General features: G+C 61.7%; 15 protein-coding genes, 1 pseudogene and 1 riboswitch. Of the genes and pseudogenes, 9 read left to right on the top strand and 7 right to left on the bottom strand.

All coding sequences use genetic code 11. The annotated features are described in order from the left end of the window. Nucleotides 1-2: 2 nt before the first annotated feature. The 4 genes from NKJ81_RS29895 to NKJ81_RS29880 are packed head-to-tail and all read right to left on the bottom strand — an operon-like array spanning nucleotide 3 to nucleotide 4,009. Nucleotides 3-1,211 (bottom strand): agmatinase family protein, encoded by a 1,209-nt coding sequence (locus tag NKJ81_RS29895; RefSeq protein ID WP_352542649.1) that lies wholly within the window; start codon nucleotides 1,209-1,211, stop codon nucleotides 3-5. Between the two features lie 10 nt (nucleotides 1,212-1,221). Next, a complete protein-coding gene (locus NKJ81_RS29890; protein WP_352542648.1) occupies nucleotides 1,222-2,031 on the bottom strand; it encodes an ATP-binding cassette domain-containing protein in 810 nt (269 codons plus the stop codon). Beyond that, nucleotides 2,028-2,906 (bottom strand): ABC transporter permease, encoded by an 879-nt coding sequence (locus tag NKJ81_RS29885; protein ID WP_352474480.1) that lies wholly within the window; start codon nucleotides 2,904-2,906, stop codon nucleotides 2,028-2,030. The genes NKJ81_RS29890 and NKJ81_RS29885 overlap by 4 nt, the downstream gene beginning before the upstream one ends. 38 nt (nucleotides 2,907-2,944) lie before the next feature. After that, nucleotides 2,945-4,009 (bottom strand): putative urea ABC transporter substrate-binding protein, encoded by a 1,065-nt coding sequence (locus NKJ81_RS29880; RefSeq protein WP_352542647.1) that lies wholly within the window; start codon nucleotides 4,007-4,009, stop codon nucleotides 2,945-2,947. Nucleotides 4,010-4,111: 102 nt separating this feature from the next. Continuing rightward, a riboswitch (guanidine-I (ykkC/yxkD leader) is annotated at nucleotides 4,112-4,227 on the bottom strand. A 383-nt stretch (nucleotides 4,228-4,610) separates the two neighbouring features. Between NKJ81_RS29880 and NKJ81_RS29875 the strand changes: the two genes are divergently transcribed. The 7 genes from NKJ81_RS29875 to NKJ81_RS29845 all read left to right on the top strand — a co-directional run bounded on the left by NKJ81_RS29875 (nucleotide 4,611) and on the right by NKJ81_RS29845 (nucleotide 10,130). Beyond that, nucleotides 4,611-5,252, top strand: a complete 642-nt coding sequence (locus NKJ81_RS29875) for an NADPH-dependent F420 reductase (RefSeq protein ID WP_352474465.1) — start codon at nucleotides 4,611-4,613, stop codon at nucleotides 5,250-5,252. Further along, a complete protein-coding gene (locus NKJ81_RS29870; RefSeq protein WP_352474467.1) occupies nucleotides 5,249-6,748 on the top strand; it encodes an aldehyde dehydrogenase family protein in 1,500 nt (499 codons plus the stop codon). Before NKJ81_RS29875 ends, NKJ81_RS29870 begins: the two co-directional genes overlap by 4 nt. Beyond that, a complete protein-coding gene (locus tag NKJ81_RS29865; RefSeq protein ID WP_352542646.1) occupies nucleotides 6,745-7,515 on the top strand; it encodes a type 1 glutamine amidotransferase domain-containing protein in 771 nt (256 codons plus the stop codon). Before NKJ81_RS29870 ends, NKJ81_RS29865 begins: the two co-directional genes overlap by 4 nt. 146 nt (nucleotides 7,516-7,661) lie before the next feature. Continuing rightward, the gene (locus NKJ81_RS29860; protein ID WP_352542645.1) at nucleotides 7,662-8,006 is read left to right on the top strand and encodes a hypothetical protein; all 345 of its coding nucleotides are present in this window, start codon (nucleotides 7,662-7,664) and stop codon (nucleotides 8,004-8,006) included. Nucleotides 8,007-8,081: 75 nt separating this feature from the next. Beyond that, nucleotides 8,082-8,876 carry a helix-turn-helix domain-containing protein gene (locus tag NKJ81_RS29855; protein WP_352474471.1) on the top strand — a complete coding sequence of 265 codons (795 nt, stop codon included), beginning with the start codon at nucleotides 8,082-8,084 and terminating at the stop codon, nucleotides 8,874-8,876. Between the two features lie 70 nt (nucleotides 8,877-8,946). Then, complete coding sequence (locus NKJ81_RS29850) at nucleotides 8,947-9,324, top strand: YdeI/OmpD-associated family protein (RefSeq protein WP_352542669.1); 378 nt, start codon at nucleotides 8,947-8,949, stop codon at nucleotides 9,322-9,324. Beyond that, nucleotides 9,321-10,130 (top strand): MBL fold metallo-hydrolase, encoded by an 810-nt coding sequence (locus NKJ81_RS29845; protein ID WP_352542644.1) that lies wholly within the window; start codon nucleotides 9,321-9,323, stop codon nucleotides 10,128-10,130. The genes NKJ81_RS29850 and NKJ81_RS29845 overlap by 4 nt, the downstream gene beginning before the upstream one ends. A gap of 160 nt (nucleotides 10,131-10,290) precedes the next feature. Here NKJ81_RS29845 and NKJ81_RS29840 read toward each other — a convergent pair whose 3' ends face one another. Continuing rightward, a complete protein-coding gene (locus tag NKJ81_RS29840; RefSeq protein ID WP_352542643.1) occupies nucleotides 10,291-11,160 on the bottom strand; it encodes a LysR family transcriptional regulator in 870 nt (289 codons plus the stop codon). A 235-nt stretch (nucleotides 11,161-11,395) separates the two neighbouring features. Between NKJ81_RS29840 and NKJ81_RS29835 the strand changes: the two genes are divergently transcribed. Together NKJ81_RS29835 and NKJ81_RS29830 are read left to right on the top strand one after the other, a co-directional pair. Further along, nucleotides 11,396-11,551 (top strand): YjiS-like domain-containing protein, encoded by a 156-nt coding sequence (locus tag NKJ81_RS29835; RefSeq protein WP_156937304.1) that lies wholly within the window; start codon nucleotides 11,396-11,398, stop codon nucleotides 11,549-11,551. 10 nt (nucleotides 11,552-11,561) lie between these two features. Continuing rightward, on the top strand, nucleotides 11,562-12,545 hold the full coding sequence (locus NKJ81_RS29830; RefSeq protein ID WP_352542642.1) for an aldo/keto reductase: 984 nt from the start codon (nucleotides 11,562-11,564) through the stop codon (nucleotides 12,543-12,545). 160 nt (nucleotides 12,546-12,705) lie between these two features. On the opposite strand, the gene NKJ81_RS29825 is transcribed toward NKJ81_RS29830, so the two are convergent. Further along, nucleotides 12,706-14,466, bottom strand: a complete 1,761-nt coding sequence (locus tag NKJ81_RS29825) for a calcium-binding protein (RefSeq protein ID WP_352542641.1) — start codon at nucleotides 14,464-14,466, stop codon at nucleotides 12,706-12,708. Between the two features lie 754 nt (nucleotides 14,467-15,220). Continuing rightward, a pseudogene (locus NKJ81_RS29820) lies at nucleotides 15,221-16,296 on the bottom strand (calcium-binding protein); the annotation flags it as partial.

Genomic DNA, 16,296 nt, shown 5'->3' with positions numbered 1-16,296 from the left:
GGTCAAAAGCTCGTCGGCTTGTCGATGATGGATTTGTGTTTGCCGAGATTGCCGTGCGCGACCATCGAGCCGAGCGCCTCGACGACAACCCGCACGCCAAACAGCGCCGTGATGTCTGACGTGTCGTAGGGCGGCGACACCTCGACCACTTCCAGTCCGCAGATGCCGGGCGCCGACACTAGCCCGAGCAGCTTCAGTGCCTCGCGCGGCAGGAAGCCACCGGGCTCCGGCCAGCCCGTACCCGGCACGAAACCGCAATCGATGCTGTCGACATCGAAGGAGATGTATACGGCGTCGGTGTCCTTCCATGCGATCTCGAGCGCGATCTCGGCCGCCTTCTCCAGCCCCATCTGTTCGATATCGGAGATCGTCAGCACGTTGGTTCCGCGCTTTCTCGCCTCGGCCACGCCGTAGCGGGGCACCTGCCAGCCGCCGATACCGAGCTGCACCAGATTGGTGGCCGAGACGTTCGGCAGGTTGGTCGCCCAATACCAGGGCGTCGTGTGCATACGTTCGTCGAGATCCTTTTCCTGGATGTCGATGTGGCGGTCGAAATGGATAATGCCGATTCGCTTGGAGGTCACGTCGGCGATGCCGCGCACGCACGGAAACCCGATCGAATGGTCGCCGCCGAGCATGATCGGCAGCGCGCCGGACGAGGCGACATGGCTGACGCCCTTGGTGATCTGGTCGAAGCTCTTTTCGAGATTGGCGGGGATGGTGAAGACGTCGCCGGCGTCGCAAAGCGTCATCTGCTCGCGCAGGTCGACACCGAGCTCGTAATTGTAAGGCGTGTAAAGCGCCGAGATGCGGCGCATGCCTTGCGGCCCGAAGCGGGTTCCGGGCCGGTAAGTGGTGCCGCTGTCGAAAGGAATGCCCATGACGGCAGCGTCATATCTGCCGACATCGCGGACGTTCTCGACATAGGGCGCCTTGAGGAAGGTGTTGATGCCGGCGAAGTGCGGCAACTCGCCTCGCGCGAATGTCGGGATCGACTTGTCGATGATCGAATCCGATCCGGGCAGGCCCATGTCGAGTGCCCATTTCTGTTCCTTGCGCCAGCCGTCCTCGGGCAGCTTTCCTTCCGCCTCGATAGACTTCCAGCCCTGCATGTCGCGGATCTCGAAGTTCGGATGGTGGAAGCGTTGGCGTGGCTGGTGGTCGGTGAGCCCGGCGCGACGATGCCGGCGTTCTGGACTATCTCTGTGCATGAAACCTCCTTCACGACGCCGTCGTCGCGATTGCGTTATCCAGTCGGGTCGTCCCGACCATCGCGGCCACTTCGGCCACGTCTCGTGCGGAAGCCCGGTGCTTGCGGTCGAGCTTCAGATCGTAGGTGATCGTCGCGCCATAGGCGGACGGGAACTGGGGGTCGTGGCGCACCTTGTCGAAGACCAGCACGCGGGTGCCGAGCTTGAATGCCTCGCCGATATCGTGGGTGACCATGACCACGGTCATGCCGTGCTCGGTCCAGAGCTCGGTGAGCAGCTCATGCATCTCGATGCGAATACCGGGATCGAGTGCGCCGAAGGGCTCGTCGAGAAGCAGGATCTGCGGCCGGCCGAGCAAGGTCTGCGCGATCGCCAGCCGCTGCTGCATGCCGCCAGAAAGCATGGCCGGATAGAGGTCGCGCGCATGGCCAAGCCCGACCCGTTCCAGCATGGTTTCGGCTTCTTGCCTGGCGCTTGTGCGCCTGGCGCCGAAGACGCGGCCGAACGGTCCGCCCGAACGGAAGTCCTCGACCAGCAGCAAGTTCTGCAACGCGGTCAGATGCGGAAACACGGAATAGCGCTGGAAGACGATGCCGCGCTGCGGCGTCGGCTCCGGCACGATCGGCTGGTCGCCGACGACGACCACGCCGCCACTTTGCTGTTCCTGGCCAAGCAGGATGCGCAGGAACGTCGATTTTCCACAACCGCTGGCGCCAACCAGCGACAGGAATTCACCCGCTTCGGCGGAGACGTTGACCCGTTCCAGCACGCGGGCGTCGCCGTAGCTCTTCTCCAGTCCATGGACGAGGATCCGGCTCATCTGCGCCGCACCGGATGAGCCCAGGGCGAGATGACGTGAGAGAGCCGCACGAGCAGCCAGTCGGTCATCACCGCAAGCAGCGTGATCCAGGCGACGTAAGGCAGGATGACGTCCATCGACAGGTAGCGACGAACGAGGAAGATGCGGTAGCCGAGCCCCTCGGTGGAGGCGATGGCTTCTGCCGCGATCAGGAACAGCCAGGCCGGCCCAAGCGCCAGCCGTACGCAAGTGATGAGGCGCGGCATGACCTGTGGCAGCACCAGCCTGAGCACCATGGTCCAGCTGTTGCCGCCGAGCGTCTGTGCCTTGGCGACGAGCTCCGGCGGCAATTCCATCACCCGGTTGGCGATGTCGCGCACCATGACCGGTGCGACGCCGAGAGCGATCAAGGTGATCTTGGCCGTTTCGCCGAGGCCGAGCGCAATGAACAGGATCGGCAGCAGCGCCAGTGGCGGGATGACGCAGACAACTGTGACCAAGGGCAGCAGAAAGGCCCTGACGCGCGGGATGAAACCTATGGCGACGCCGAGGCTGAGCGCCACCAGCGTGGCCATGCCGACTCCGGCGAACAGCCTGATCAGGCTGGCATAGGTGTCGGCCCACAGGATCAGGTCGCCGGAGCGCTTGTCCGGCACTGTCGCCAGGTCTGAAAAGGCCGACCACATCTGTGCAGGGGAGGGCAGCAGCTTGTCGCTGGGATTGACCGCCAGCCTTTGCGACGAAGCGAAGAGATAGGCAATCGCCACGGCGGCAAACGGCAGCGTCCCAAGCAGCAACGCTCCGCCGCGCGAGACCGTCGCGTTGATGAGGCGAAGCCGCGCTTTCGGCCTGCTAGGTTGCAGGCGGGCGACTTCGGGGCCTGCCGCGGCCTGCATGATGCCGGTACCTCTGACTAGCATGTCGCGCTCCCGCGTCAGAGCGTTCCGCCCGCCGCCTCTGCCATAAAGGCCGGATCGAAGCGCAGCTTGACGTTGTTGACATCGCCCAGCGTCGAGCCATCGGGGAAGCTCATGCCGATCACGTCGACGGTCGGCGCGTTGGTACCAAGAATGCCGTGGCTGAACAGGAAGTTGCGCACCAGATCCATGGTCTTCGGCAGTTCGGCGCCGTTGGTGAATGCGACCGCCTTGGCCGGCTCGAAGAACATCGCCGTTGATGCAAGCTGAGCGTCGAAACCGGCAAGATCCGTCCCCGACGCCTTGGCCATCTCTTCCTTGGCCGCCTTGCCATCGGGCGTGCCCGACGTCATCAGCGCCATGGCTTCATACCATGCACCGACAAGCGCCTTGCCCAAGGACGGATTGTCCTTCAGCGTCGCGGTGTTGACGACCATCATGTCGATGATCTCGCCGGGAATCTCAGTCGAATCGAATACCTTGTGGGCGCCCGGCATGGCGGCGATTTCCGAGACCAGCGGATTCCAGGTGACGACGGAGGTGACATCGCTGGTGCCGTAGGCAGCGACCATGTCGGCATCGGAGGTGTTCACCACCGTAATGTCCTTTTCGGCCAACCCCACCGTCTCCAGTGCGCGCGCAAGTAGGTAATGTGAGACGGAAAGCTCGACGAGATTGACCTTCTGGCCGGCAATATCCTTGAGCGCGGCCTTGTTCTTGAGGATGACCGCGTCGTTGCCGTTGGAGAAATCGCCGACGATCAGGGCCGTCGTGTCGACACCGCCGCCGGCCGGGATCGAAAGCGCATCCATGTTGGTCATCGAACAGCCGTCAAAGCCGCCGGCGGTGTACTGGTTGATGCTCTCGACATAGTCGTTGATGCGGGTGATCTCGACATTGATGCCGTATTTGTCGGCCCACTTCTTCATGATGCCGCTGTCGGAAAGATAGCCCCACGGCATCCAGCCGACATAGATCGACCAGCAAATCTTGAAGTCTTTCTTGGGCGCCGCTTGCGCGGCTGAGATGAAGGGGAGGCTGAGTGATGCGGCTAGGATGATTGCGGCCAGTTTGCGAAGCATTGCATACCCCTGTTTGCGATCCGGATTGCGTCCGAACGTCTGTTTGGGGGGTTCACGGAGCGCGCATCCGGGAGAGGTTCGCGCCAGCAAACCCGTGCAGGGTTCTCCCGGGATTTTGGCCCGCCGTGTTCCGCCGGATGCCTCAATGCATCTCAAGCGGTCGCGTCTCTTGGACCAGCACCGTGATCGACACGGCCGGAACCCTAGACGCTCTGCACGTGAACAACGAAGCAAGGGGCGTGCCAGTCCGGAAAGCCGTCCTGAGGCGGCCTTTCCCCGGATTTGCAGGCAATCGCGTTATGCTGATGCCACAAAAGTCATCGCAACGCCGACGGATTAGGCAAAGAAAATCTAGCGTCAACCAATATGAGCAGCCTTGTGCCCTGGGGAACTGCGCTGAGAAAATGGTACCCTGCTCTATAGTCGCCCCGCACATATGTCCCCAGTAGGGACACATTCAGGGGAGGGCGTGAACGCCGATCCGGATGCCAATTGGCGCCGACCCATGTGACAAGTGCGCCCGATCGTGCAAGGGCAATTCGTGAAATAAGCGCGACTGCAATGATGCTAGGGAAGCCCGATCGCGTGTCGGGAGGCAGTTGTGAAAGTTGCGATCATCGGACCAGGCTCGCTCGGGAAGGCCTTGGCGAAACGTCTTGGCCTCGCCGGGCACGAAATTCGCCTCAGCTTCAGTCGTGACGAAGGCAAGTTGCGCGCAATCGCGGCAACCCTCCGTGTTGGCTTCGGTGCCCCTGACGAAGTAGCGAGATGGGCCGACGTAATTGCCCTGGCGACGCCATGGCCGGCTCTCGAGTTGGCGATGGACGCGCTTGGCGATTTGTCGGGCAAGGTCGTCTGGGACAATACCAATGCAGTCGCGCCTGACCTTTCCACGATGCTGCTAGGCACTGCGACTTCTGTAGGCGAGGAGGTTCAGAGGCACGCGCCGGGCGCGCTTGTCGTCAAGTGCATTCCGACGTTTGCCGAATTGCTTGACAGGGATGATCCGCGTCTCAACGGCGATCCGGTGACGAGCTATGTCGCCGGCAATGACGCTAATGCCAAGGCGGCGGTTTGCCGGCTTCTCGCCGATCTACCGACAATGCCGGTCGATGTCGGCGATCTCACGGCCTCGCGCCTGATCGAGCCGATGATGCTGCTATTGGTCCAACTCGCCTATCGGCGGGGGATGGGGCCGACAATTTCCTTCAATCTCATTCGACAGGACGGAACCGGTTCATGACTGATTATCTACCCGCGCGGCGCAACGCGATTCCAGTAGGACGTCTGCTGATCGATGGCCAATGGCGCGATGCCGTCAGTGGCGAGACTTCGACGACTTTTGATCCGACCACGGAGGCGGCTATCACCGATATTGCGAAGGCGGACGTCACCGACACGAGCGATGCCGTCGCGGCCGCGCAGCGGGCTTTCGAGCAAGGACCCTGGGCGCGGATGCATCATGAGGAGCGCGCCAAGATCCTGTTTCGCATCGCCGATCTGATGGACGAGCGGGCCGAGGATTTCGCGGTGCGCGAGGCGATGGATATGGGTATGCCCTATCGCGATTTCCGCGATATCATCATGCCGCACTGCTCAGGACTGTTCCGCTTTCATGGCGGGCTCGCCATGAGCGCGATGGACGGCGCCTATCGTACAAGCTACGAACCAAATATCAGGATCCTGACGCGGCGCGAGCCGCTCGGCGTGGTCGCTGCGATCACCCCGTTCAATTTTCCCCTCGCGCTGTCCTGTTCGAAGATCGCGCCGGCACTCGCGGCGGGTAACACGGTCGTTCACAAGCCTGCGACCGACACGCCCCTGACGGCCCTCGCCTTGGCGCAAGTCATCCTCGACGCGGGCGTGCCGCCGGGCGTCTACAATCTCGTCACCGGCCCGGGCGGCACCATAGGCGACGCGCTGGTCAACGATGTCCGCGTCGACAAGATCGCCTTTACCGGGTCGACCGCCGTCGGCCAGGGCATCATGCGCAACGGTGCCGGGACGATGAAACACCTGACCATGGAGCTCGGCGGCAAGAGTCCCAATATCGTTTTCGCCGATGCCGATATCGATGCCGCGATACAGGCAGCCTTCTGGGGCATCTTCTGGAACAAGGGCGAAGTCTGCGTCGCCGGATCGCGCCTGCTGGTCGAACGCGCCTGTTATGACGAGGTCGTCGAGAAGCTGAGCGCCATGGCGAAGTCGGCGACGCTCGGCGATCCGCTGGACCCTGCGACGATGATCGGGCCGATCGCATCGCGGGGCGAGTATGACAAGGTCTTGAGCTATGTCGAAGAGGGCAAGCGCACCGCGCGACTGGCCGCGGGCGGCGGCACCCGCCAGGTCAACGGCAAGGGCCTCTTCATCGAGCCGACCATCTTCGCCGATGCGACCAACGACCTAAGGATATCGCGCGAAGAGATTTTCGGCCCTGTCCTGCCGGTGATTCCATTCGACAGCGAGGAGGACGCGATCCGGATCGCCAACGATACGAACTACGGGCTCGCCTCGGGCATCCAGACCAGCGATCTCGGCCGCGCCTTGCGGCTCGCTGACCGGATCAAGGCAGGCTCGGTCTGGCTGAACTGCTGGCACAAGTACCATCCTAATGCGCCGTTCGGAGGTTTCAAGATGAGCGGCTATGGCCGCGAGCAGGGCCGCGAGGCGTGGGAAAGCTACACCCAATACAAGACGATTTGGGCGAATCTTGGCGAACCGGTCGAGATGGCGCGATGAGCGTGCGCGATTCCAACCCACTCGACCCGCGGCATCCTAAACGCGTCGCGATGGTCCTTTCAAACCCGGCTGTGTCAACCACCACAGGCTGGCCGGTCGGGTTTTGGTGGAGCGAGTTAACTCATCCCTGGCTCGCCTTCACCGCGCGCGGATATAAAGTCGCGATCTTCTCGCCTGAGGGCGGCAAATGCGAGGCGGATGCGTTGAGCGACCCGCGCGATCCGTCCGGCTATTCGGATACGGATCTGATCTCGCTCGGTTTCCTGTCGACGCCGAAACTGGCGGCGCTGGTGGAGACGACCCGGCCCATCGCAGAGCTGTCGGTCGACGCGTTCGACGCGATCGTCGTCGCTGGCGGCCAGGCGCCGATGTTCACCTTCGAAGACGCAACTGAGTTGCAGCGGCTGTTCGTCAACTTCTTCGCGGCCGGCAAGGTCGCGGCTGCCTTGTGTCATGGCGTCGCGCTGCTGCGTTACGCGCGCCTCTCAACCGGCGAGCTGCTGGCCAAAGGGCGCACTGTTACGGGGTTCGCCAATGTCGAGGAGGACTTCGCCGACAATGCCGTCTGGGAGATGGGCGCGCTGCCGCACGGTACGCATCTGATGCCATGGCGGATCGAGGATGAGATGCGTGCGCTCGGCGCGAACTATATTCAGGCCGGGCTGTGGCGCGATTTTGCCGTGCGCGACGGCAATTTGATCACCGGCCAGCAGAACTTCTCCGGAGCGGCGACCGCCCGTCTTGTCATCGAGGCGCTCGGTGGCTGAGGACCAAAGACCGCTCCTGTCGGTGAAGTTCGGGAGACAAACTCGCCGTCAGGGCGGGCGATGCCAAACGACATCGGCCCAATAGGATCCGGGGTCCGTCCAAGAACTCCACCTCAAACAACCACTATCAGCAGCGAGGATGAACCATGGCCGTAGTGACGACACTTGATATTGCCGGCCTGACGGCCGAAGATTATAGCCGCATCCTCGATCGGATCGGCGTGGAGAAACGGCCCGCTGGCGGCATCTACCAGCACATCGCGCATGCCACAGACGATGGTTATCGCATCATCGAGATATGGGACGACAAGGCAGGCCTGGAGCTCTTCTTGCAGGACACATTGTTTCCCGCCGCACAGGAACTGCAAGTTCAGCGTGAAATGACCATTATGACCCAGACACTGCACAATATCTTTGTGCCCCGGATTGGTGAACTGACTGCCCTGGCAAATGATGCGCCTGGTGGACCCGACAAACGGGCAAAAGTGTAGGCATCAAGGATCGAGGATGCGGCGATCGATCATCGAAGTCCTGGAGGAACTTGCGTCCGGACGCCCGGTACAACGATGGTGATCGCGGCAAGTGCAAAGAGGTTGTTCTTTCCTGCCGGCGACTATCGCCATGCGCCGGCCGGAGTCGTTCAGCTGCGTGTGATTCGCAGCGGTTCATCCTATGCAGAGATCGATCTTGGCCGCGGGCTGCGGCGCGTCTTCACCCGCCCCGGCGACCTGCTGCTCAGTCTTCCCGAGCGTGCCACGCGGTTCAAGATCGAGGAGCCGCGAGAGCTGACGATGATCACCGTTGACTCCGCGCTGGCGTCAAGGCTCCTGGTATCCGCAGGCGGGACCCCCGAGGACCTGGTAATCCTGACCGATCGACCGATACGCGATTCGCTGGTGGCCGAGTTGTGTCGACGCCTCGAAGGCGACCCGCCCGCCAACCCGATCGTCCGCGAATGGACGCTGGGCCTGGTTTTCGCGAACCTGCTTCGTCTCGGGCATGCACGCCAGCGGCAGCAGAAGTCTCCGGTCCTAACCTCGCAGCGGTTCGACCGGGTCCTCGCTGCGATTGACGGCGATCTGGAAAAGGGGGTGTCGATCGACCATCTTGCTGGAATCGCGGGAATACCACGACGCGCCTTCACCGCCGCCTTTCGCGAGGCGACGCAATTGCCGGTACATCAATTCATTTTACGCCGCCGCGTTGATCGCGCGGTCGAGCTTTTGGAAAATAGCGATCTGCCGCTGGCCGAGATTGCTCAGCACGCGGGTTTCACTCACCAGGCCCATATGAATCGCGTCGTGACCCGATTGAAAGGGCTGTCGCCAGGCCGGCTGCGGTCTCGCAGGCGCGACGGCTGACTTGTGATCTATTCCAGCATCAGGATTCGAATGGCGGAGATGTGAGTTGCTGAAACGTCCGTTGGCTAAGATGCCCGACAGTTTGCGTGCAGAGCTCGAGGCCGCAAATCTGATGACTGCTTTCGAGCAACGGCCTCCCTATCAGCGCAATGATTACTTGCATTGGATCGAGCGCGCCCGTCACCCGGAAACACGCCGAAAGCGCATAAATCAGATGATTGACGAGCTTACGAAGGGAGAATCTACATGGGAATGCAATAAGAGCTGGCATCGCCGCGAAGCTAGCAGATCCGTCAACGATCATCTTCCGATCCATGGCCTATCGAGATCGGGTGCTTTCCGCATTGATCTTCATCGGTTTCCCACGTTTTGCGCAGAGGATGCAGAGAGCCAAATAGTGACAATCGAACCTATCCTCCATTTTCGTTTGCGGCAGGTGGCCATATGATCGTGACATCGCAAACCAATAACGTGCTCGGCAGCACGTCGGGAAGGTGGCGCGTCTGGTCGCTCTCGGACGGTTACATCGAGATGCCGGCGGACCTTCTGCGGGATCCGCAGGATAATCTGGTGCCGCAAGCTGCGAAGGCAGGGGCGCTTCGCCTGTCTGTCAATTGCTTCGCCCTTGCAGGTCCAGGCGTTGACGGCGTTCTGATCGACAGCGGAGGAGGGGGCTGGGCCCTGACAGTGGGGCGTCTTGAGCAGGCCATGGCGGAAGCCAAGATCGACCCGGCTTCGATCACGGTCTTGGCGCTCACCCACGCCCATCAGGATCATGTGCACGGACTTTTGACCCCCGACGGCCGAGTGCTCTTTCCAAACTTGAAGGCGATCGTAATTCCCGAGGCGGCTGTGCAGAGCTTTTTCGCTTACGCGCACCTTGCGCAGTTCCGGCCCCTGCTGAAGCCTGTCCAGAATGGCGACCAGGTGGGTGAGCGATTGAGGGCGGTCGCCTTGCCCGGTCATGCTGCCGGTCATACCGGCTACACGTTCGACACGGACGAGGATCGTTTCCTATTCTTCGGGGACATCGTTCATGTGCCGGCCTTGCAGTTCGGCAATCCCGCGTTCAGTTGGGGCTATGACGACGATCAGCTGACCGCGCGCGCAACCCGCCTAAAGGTTTTCAGTGACGCGGCCGAGGCGGGGACGTGGATCGCCGGCGCGCACCTTGGCTGGCCGGGCATCGGTCGCGTGGTGCGTAAGGGCGAAGCATACGGCTATGAGCCGGCAGGAGGACGAGTGACCGGATAGGCGGCCCCGTGCTGGTCGGTTTATACCGCTCTCTTCGCCCAAGGCAAGGATCTCGACGAGCAGCGCGCCGCACTCCGGCGTCCTCAACGGCGGCGGTACCATCGTCCGGCCCACCAAAATATCTGATTCTTGATCCACTGGCGGCCGATCTGCCTGAGGCTTACCGGATCGGCGTCTCGCCGCGAAACAGCGGCTGGTGCGCCCGCATCAAGGCGGCAATCCGGTCGGCGACTTTCCGTACCGGCGGGGAGTGACGTTCCTCGTGATGGGTGACGATCCATTGGTCGGTTTCGAGTTCGGGGATAGGCTGAGCAACGCGAACCAGCCGCGGATCGCCGTCACCGACGAAGCACGGAAAGACCGAAAGGCCGGCGCCGGCGGCCACCAGTTCGCGCACCGAGTGGGTGTTGTTGCCGCGTACGGCGATGCGGTCGCCGTGATGGGCTTGCAGCCAGCGCGCCGAGGCAATGTTTGCGCCTTCGCCGGTGACGCCGACGAACAATCCGGCGGCGATGCCGTTGATCAGGTGACGTCCGGAATAAATGGCGTGGGCGACCTTGCCGCTCTGACGGCCGGCCAGCCACTGCTCGGTCGGGCGCTCGCTGCGGATGCCGATGTCGGCGGCACGGCGGCCGATGTCGACCCGGTCGATGGTGGTGACGAGCTCTACCCTTATGCCGTCATCGACCGTCCAGATCTCGCCGATATGGGCGGAAACGAAGGCCGAGGTCCATGGCCCGGCCGAGACGCGGACAATGCGGTCGGGCAGGTTTCCCTCGCGCCAGCGGGTCAGCGACTGCATTGCCGCCTCGACGTCTTCGGCGCGCCGCAGCAGTTCCTCGCCGACCGGGGTCAGCCGGTAGCCGGTCTGCTGGCGCACGAACAGAGGTTCGCCGATCTGCTTTTCGAGCGCGGTGACGCGTCGTCCAAGGGTGGCTGCGCTGAGGCGCGTGGTTCCCGTCGCTGCGCTCAAGCCACCCAGCCGCGCAACGTCGAGAAACAACCTCAGATCGTCCCAGCCGATATCCATTTTGCAGAAATGAAAAACTCCTTGCGACCGTGGCTGTAGCGCAAAGCAGGCATCGTGCGCAAGTATGCAGGCATTGGAGGCGTTGGACAATCCTGCCTGGCGGGACAGGGACAAGCGCCTCGGCTGGCCAAGAAGCAAACTGAACCCTTTCGATCGCGCATGCGATTGGCGCAGAGGTTTTGCGCTTCCGACCAACCCAGGCGCGCAGGCATTCTGCGTACCAAAGGAGACGATCATGTTGGATGAACTTCGATACCGTTTCGCCCGCTGGATTGCCTATCGCCAGACGCTTGCGAGCTTGAGGCAGGCCCGGGACAGCACACTGGCGGATGCCGGCATTTCTCGCGAAGAGATCCGCGAGCGTGCCCGCCACGCCAGCTTGCGTCGTTGAGGAGCCGGGCATGCAGATGATGATGCTTTGGGATGGCCGCTCGGTACCGCGCATCGGCATCGGCACCTGGGCGGCGGGTGGCCCCGCGCGCTGGCGTGACACGGCGACAATCTATGGCGAGGTCGATGATATCAGGTCGCAAGCCGCGCTGGCGATGGCTTATGAGATCGGCGCGCGGGTGTTCGACACGGCTGCCGCCTACGGCGCCGGCAATGCCGAACTGATCCTCGGGCGGGCGTTGAGGGGTAAGGACGAAGCCGTCATCGTCACCAAGGTCGGCTATTTCGGCGATCCCGAAACGCGTAAGATCGCACCCGAGGATGCCTCTGCCGCGGCAATCCGGACATCGATCGACAATTCGCGGCAGCGCCTGCAGCGGGATTGTATCGACGTCGTGCTGCTACATATCAACGAGTATCCGATCGAGCGCGCCGGCGAGGTGTTCGATACGCTCGGCCTGTTGCGCCAGGAGGGCAAGATCGGCGGCTTCGGCTGGAGCACCGATCACCGCGAACGGCTTGCCGCCTACGCGCCGCGCGAGGGGTTCGTCGCCGTAGAGAACGACTTCAATGTGTTTACCCCGGCGAACGAGCTGATGGCCGTTGCGGCGCGCGAGAACCTCGTCTCGTTCAGCCGGCTGCCGCTGGCAATGGGGCTGCTCACCGGCAAATACACGCCGGCCATGCGGCTGCCCACCAACGATGTGCGCGGCGGGAATGCCGAATGGATGGTGTTTTTCAGGGATGGCGCCGCCAACCCGGACTATCTGTCAAGGCTCTCGGCAATCCGCGACCTGCTCACCTCGGGCGGACGCACGCTTGCGCAAGGCGCGCTCGGCTGGATACTCGCCAAGTCGGCAATCGCCTTGCCGGTTCCCGGCTTCACGCGGCCCGAGCAGGTCGAGGACAATCTCGGTGCGCTGGAAAAAGGGCCGCTGCCGGAAACGGTGATGGCCGAGATCGACGCAGTGCTGAATATTGCCGAGACTGCGTAGGGTGTGGTGAATCCGGAATTCGCATTCGCGATAATGCGACCAACTTCGATCTCTCTGATGTCTGCCGATATCGCATTTTTCTTAGTCAAGCTTCCGTGGCGCAATTGAACACGGACGGAGCGGCGGACACGCTCGAGTTGAAGGTCCGCCGCTCCGGTTTTCAGATCAAAGAGTGATGCTGCAACGGGAGATGGGTAGCGAGCTGCGCTTGAGCTGCGCCGCCGACCGCGTCGCTGTCGAGAGAGAGCGACCCGGTTGAGCTGTCAAAGATGATGTGGTGGGAACCATCATCCGTGGCCGTAACAGCAGGGGACGTATGCAATGAAAGCCCTCCCGACTTGAGGTCGGCAAGCGCGGAGTGGTCGAGCTGGACTTTGTCCTGAAGCTTGCTGAAGTCGAAGGCATCGTTGCCGTGACCGGATGTCAGGTCGGCGACGGCGCTCTTGTGGACACCGGCGCCGGCATTTTCGTTGCCCTGGAGCAGTTGGGCGAACCCGTGGCCGGTCAGGCTGGTTGCCGTTTTCTCGGATGGGCTGCTGGTCGCGGCAAGCTCCGAGCCGGACGAAAGCGCGGGGCTCAACGCGGCCAGCACCCGGTCAACGCTGCTGCCTCCCTTGTCGCCGGCAGTATCATGGCTGGTGTCGTTGCTGCCGAACAGATCGGTCAGAGCGTGAAAACCGCCGCGGTCGGAGGGGGAAGCGGCGGTCACAGTCGAACTGCCATCGCTTGCGATGGGGTGCGAAGGCGCCGTCGCGGTCGAGCTGCCATCGCTGGTGCTATCGCCGGTGGAAGGGGCGGTCGCAGTCGAGCTGCCATCGCTCCTGGTGGCGCCGGCGGCGGTCGCAGTCGAACTGCCATCGCTGGTGCTATCGCCGGTGGCGGCATGGGAAGGGGCGGTCGCAGTCGAGCTGCCATCGCTCGTGGTGGCGCTGGCGGCGGCGGTCGCAGTCGAACTGCCATCGCTTGCGATGAGGTGCGAAGGCGCCGTCGCGGTCGAGCTGCCATCGCTGGTGCTATCGCCGGTGGCGGCATGGGAAGGCGCGGTCGCAGTCGAGCTGCTATCGCCGGTTGCGGCATGGGAAGGCGCAGTCACAGTCGAGCTGCTATCGCTGGTGGCGGCGTCGGACGCGGGCGCAGCAGCACTGCTGTCACTGCTGGTGATGTCTGAGGCCGCAGCGGTAGTGGTGTTGTGTTCCCGGAAAACGGCTTGCAGTTCCGAGGAGCTTTCAAGCGCGGTATCGCCGTTCTGCGTTCCCCACTTGTAGGTATAGTCGAAGGCGGGTGACGGAACCAGCTTGGCCCAATGATCCATCATGGTTTGCATCTGTTCGGTGGTGGGCATGACCTGTCTGCCGCCATCGGAAGTCTCCCAATTGCCGCCGCCAAAGGCCTGGAAGACCGGAACGATGTTGCTGATCGGGATGCCCGACTTCACCGCTGCAGCCACGGCTCGGTCGATCATGTCGTAGTCGACCGTGTCCGTTCCCGTGCGCACCGGATAGGGGTCTATTCCAAAATAGTCGATATGCGTGTTGGCGGGATTGTAGGTGTTGGTAAAATCCGGATTGGTCGGGGATCCCATATTCATCATGGTGATGAAGGTCTTGGCGCCTGGAAAATGCTCATGGATCCAGTCGGATTCCGCCTTCAGGTTCTCGGCGGTTGCATAGGTGCCCCACCTGCCCGTGGGATCGGGCTCGTCAACCAGATAGAATCCGAACACATTCGGATTGCCGAGGAAGGGGGTCATTTTCTCGATGAAGGATGAAGTTACGCCCTCGTGCTCGTTGAGGTACACCAGACCCTTCATGCCGTCCGGCAACGCGTCGACTTGCGAAGCGTACTGAACGTCAGCCAGATTGAAGCCGGCAGTTGCGATTTCGGTGGCGGATCCACCCGACGTATAATGCAGAGTTGCCATCCAATATTCCTTTTTCTGATTTCGATAGCGCCCGGCGTCTACCTACAGACGGCGTATATTAGCGCCAAATCACATACAGACACCCGTCGATAGAATCATTGACCGTTTGTAGGAATGCTGCACGGATTGTGACTTATTTTGACAGCAGCGACTTAGGACAAGATGCTTATTGTCTTCTGATGTCAGAATGATGCCAGAATTGCGACTTTATTTTGAAGGCGCTGTAGTTTTTGAAGTTCCTCGATATTTTTATAATGGCTATACATTTATAGATTTTAATGCGTTAGACGTCAACTTTCGTACGGAAATTCAAAATGACGTTAACCTCTGACTCCGGGCCCCTCCACAGTTTCACTGCCCAACCAATTAGCTGTGGACAATTCGTAGGCATCTGCGCGCTCGTCACCTGGTATCGGTCGGCAGATCTCCGTGATCGAAATCAAATCAATTTAGGAAACCTCCCAAAAGGTGAGAGTAGGGCTGGTTCCCAGCTGGAGAGCCTGAGGGCCTTGGCCGCCTGAGCACCGTCATGTGTCCGCCGCTCCGCTAAACACGGGGGCTGCGCGGCGGACACGCCGACGTCACCGCAATGCCACGCCATTTTGCTGAACTTGACGCACACAACTCGAACCCGCTGGGTGACGAAGGTTGAGCATCAGCCAGAAATGGGCATCCCGCTTTGGAAAAATCCGGTGCTTGAACAAAGATAAAGCGGCGGACCGTCTCGAATTGAAGGTCCGCCGTTCCGGGTCGTTCAGATCACAAGGAACGAACCTGCCGTAAGCGACAGACCTGGAGAGAGAGTGGCGAACTGTATTTGAGCTGCGCCACCGATCCCGTCGCTGTCGAAAGAGAGCGCTCCTGTTGAACTGTTGTAGATGATATGGTCGGAGCTATCATGCGCAGCCGTGCCAGCAAAGAAAGCGTCGGATGAAAGGCCGCCCAATTTAAGCCCGGCAAAAACGGCGTCGTCGAGCTGGATCTTGTCCTGGAGCTTGTTGAAGTCGGTGACCTTGTCGATATTGCCGGCTCCAAGAGCGCTGTTGAACACGAAGGCATCATTGCCTCCGTTACCGGTCAAGATGTCAGCACCGCCGCCACCATTGATGACATTGGCGCCGGCATTGCCCTGGATGGTCTGGGCAAAGGCGTTGCCGGTCAGGTTGATTGCAGACGTACTGGACGGATTGGTGGTGGCGAGGAGCTCGATCTGCGAGCCGGCCAAAAGGGCATGGCTCACCGAGGCGAGCACTTTGTCGCTGCCGCCGCCCACTGCCTCGTAGACTTTGTCGCCGGCGTTGTCGACATAGTAGGTGTCATTGCCGCCATAGCCGACCATCTTGTCGGCGCCGCCGCCGCCATTGATGATGTTGGCGCCGGCGTTGCCCTGAATGGTCTGGCCGAATTCGTTGCCGGTGACGTTGATTGCCGTCGTCCCGGACGGGTTGTTGGTGGCAAGAATCTCAATCTCCGAGCCTGCTGAAAGCGTATGGCTCACCGAAGTGACCACCCTGTCGGCGCCGCCACCCACCGCCTCAATCACCCTGTCGCCTGCATTGTCGACATAGTAGGTATCGGGGCCGCCATAGCCAGCCATCGTGTCGGCGCCACCGCCGCCATTGATGATATTGAATCCGGCATTGCCCTGGATGATTTGGCCGAATTCGTTGCCCGCGAGGTGGATTGCCATCGTGCCGGACGGATTGCTGGTGGCGAGAAGCTCGATCTCCGATCCGGCCGCAAGCGCATGACTTACGGAGGCGAATGCTTTGTCGGTACCGCCGCCCGCGGCCTCGATCTCCTTGTCGCGGATGTCATCGACATAATAGG

The sequence above is a fragment of the Mesorhizobium sp. M0018 genome (genome assembly GCF_040323955.1).
Classification (GTDB): Bacteria; Pseudomonadota; Alphaproteobacteria; order Rhizobiales; family Rhizobiaceae; genus Mesorhizobium.
This window is presented reverse-complemented; position numbering and strand designations above follow the sequence as displayed.